Genomic DNA, 1,767 nt, shown 5'->3' with positions numbered 1-1,767 from the left:
GGGCAGCGCCCAGCCGCCGCGCCTGATCGTCATGCAATACAACGGCGGCAAGAAATCCGAGAAGCCCTACGCGCTGGTCGGCAAGGGCATCACCTTCGACACCGGCGGCATCAGCCTGAAGCCGGGTGCCGGCATGGACGAAATGAAATTCGACATGGGTGGCGCCGCCAGCGTATTCGGCACCCTGCGTGCCGTGCTTGAACTGAAGCTGCCGATCAACCTGGTGTGCATCCTGGCGTGCGCCGAGAACATGCCCAGCGGCACCGCTTCGCGCCCGGGTGACATCGTCACCACCATGAGCGGTCAGACCGTGGAAATCCTCAACACCGACGCCGAAGGCCGCCTGGTGCTGTGCGACGCACTGACCTACTCTGAGCGATTCAAGCCGCAAGCCGTGATCGACATCGCCACCCTGACCGGCGCCTGCGTGGTTGCACTGGGTTCCCACACATCGGGCCTGCTGGGCAACAACGACGAGTTGATCGGCCAACTGCTGAGCGCCGGCAAGGCTGCCGACGACCGCGCCTGGCAACTGCCGCTGTTCGATGAGTATCAAGAGCAACTGGACAGCCCGTTTGCCGACATCGCCAACATCGGCGGACCGAAAGCGGGAACCATCACCGCTGCGTGCTTCCTGTCGCGCTTCACCAAGAACCTGAACTGGGCGCACCTGGACATCGCCGGCACCGCCTGGACCAGTGGCGGCAAGGACAAGGGCGCCACCGGCCGTCCGGTTCCCCTGCTGACCCAGTACCTGCTGGACCGCGCCAAAGCCTGAAACCGATGAACCTGGGGGGCGTCACTTTCGGGTGACGCCGTTCAGGATCAGGAACCGCAATGACCAAAGTCGACTTCTATATCCTGCCCAGCGCCGATCCATCGGCACGCCTGGACTTTGCCTGCAAACTCACCGAAAAAGCCTGGCGCATGGGTCACCGCGTCTACCTGCACTGCACCGATGCCGCCCAGCGCGACGACCTCGATGCGCGCCTGTGGGCATTCAAGGGTGAAAGCTTCGTGCCCCACGGCCCCGCCGAAAGCGAGCCGGACAGCCTGATCGTGCTGGGTTTTGGCGATGAATGCGGCCAGCATCAGGATTTACTGGTCAACCTCGACCTGAAGGTCCCCGCTTTTGCCCAGCGCTTCGCCCGCGTGGCCGAAGTGGTGGTCGAAGATCCAGTGATACGCCAGGCCGCGCGGGAGAGTTTCCGTTTCTACCGCGAACAGGGCTATCCTCTGCAAGATCACCGTTTACAGCGACTCTGAGCATTCCGATGGACACTCCAAAACCGCTGCAAAAGTCCGCGCACCTGCTGGACGACCTTGAGTCGATTCGCCAGTTGCTCGGCGATGACAACCTGCAACCACCGCTGCTGACCGATACGGTCGAAGAAGGTGACCAGGAACAGATTCCCATGCTGTTCGACACCATCAATGAACCCGCACCCACCGTCGAGCCAGCACCACCCAAGCCCGCCGCCGCACCGACACCGACACCAAACACCAGCAAAAGCGCCGACGCGATGCTCTACCTGGACAGCGAACTGCGCGCCGCCGCGCAATTGATCATGCAAGACGTGATCGACGATTTCGCGCCACACATCGAAACCGAAATCAAACGCCGCCTCGGCGCGCGAATGGAACGGTTGCTGAGCCAGTACAACGACTGACTCGACGCTCCCATCACCATCCGCTCTTTGTAGGAGCCAGGCTTGCCGGCGAAGGCGGTTTTAATGTAGGCGTCACCCGCCAACCAGGCTCCTAACA

General features: G+C 62.3%; 3 protein-coding genes. All 3 read left to right on the top strand.

The features are described 5' to 3' along the window. On the top strand, positions 1-778 hold a 778-nt coding region (locus tag ACQKP2_RS32760), incomplete at its 5' end, for a leucyl aminopeptidase (protein ID WP_427582370.1). A 59-nt stretch (positions 779-837) separates the two neighbouring features. Next, positions 838-1,266 (top strand): DNA polymerase III subunit chi, encoded by a 429-nt coding sequence (locus ACQKP2_RS32755; RefSeq protein ID WP_427582369.1) that lies wholly within the window; start codon positions 838-840, stop codon positions 1,264-1,266. An 8-nt stretch (positions 1,267-1,274) separates the two neighbouring features. After that, complete coding sequence (locus tag ACQKP2_RS32750) at positions 1,275-1,670, top strand: DNA polymerase III subunit chi (protein ID WP_427582368.1); 396 nt, start codon at positions 1,275-1,277, stop codon at positions 1,668-1,670. Positions 1,671-1,767: the final 97 nt, after the last annotated feature.

Origin of the sequence: Pseudomonas sp. NPDC089569, from assembly GCF_050280625.1 — a bacterium.
Lineage (GTDB): Bacteria > Pseudomonadota > Gammaproteobacteria > Pseudomonadales > Pseudomonadaceae > Aquipseudomonas.
Note: the sequence above shows the minus strand (reverse complement) of the source record. Positions and strands in the feature narration are given on the sequence as shown.

Bases quoted from the DNA above. Each gene is read 5' to 3' on its own strand.
- ACQKP2_RS32755 (WP_427582369.1), top strand. From the start codon at position 838: ATGACCAAAGTCGACTTCTATATCCTGCCCAGCGCCGATCCATCGGCA.
- ACQKP2_RS32750 (WP_427582368.1), top strand. From the start codon at position 1,275: ATGGACACTCCAAAACCGCTGCAAAAGTCCGCGCACCTGCTGGACGAC.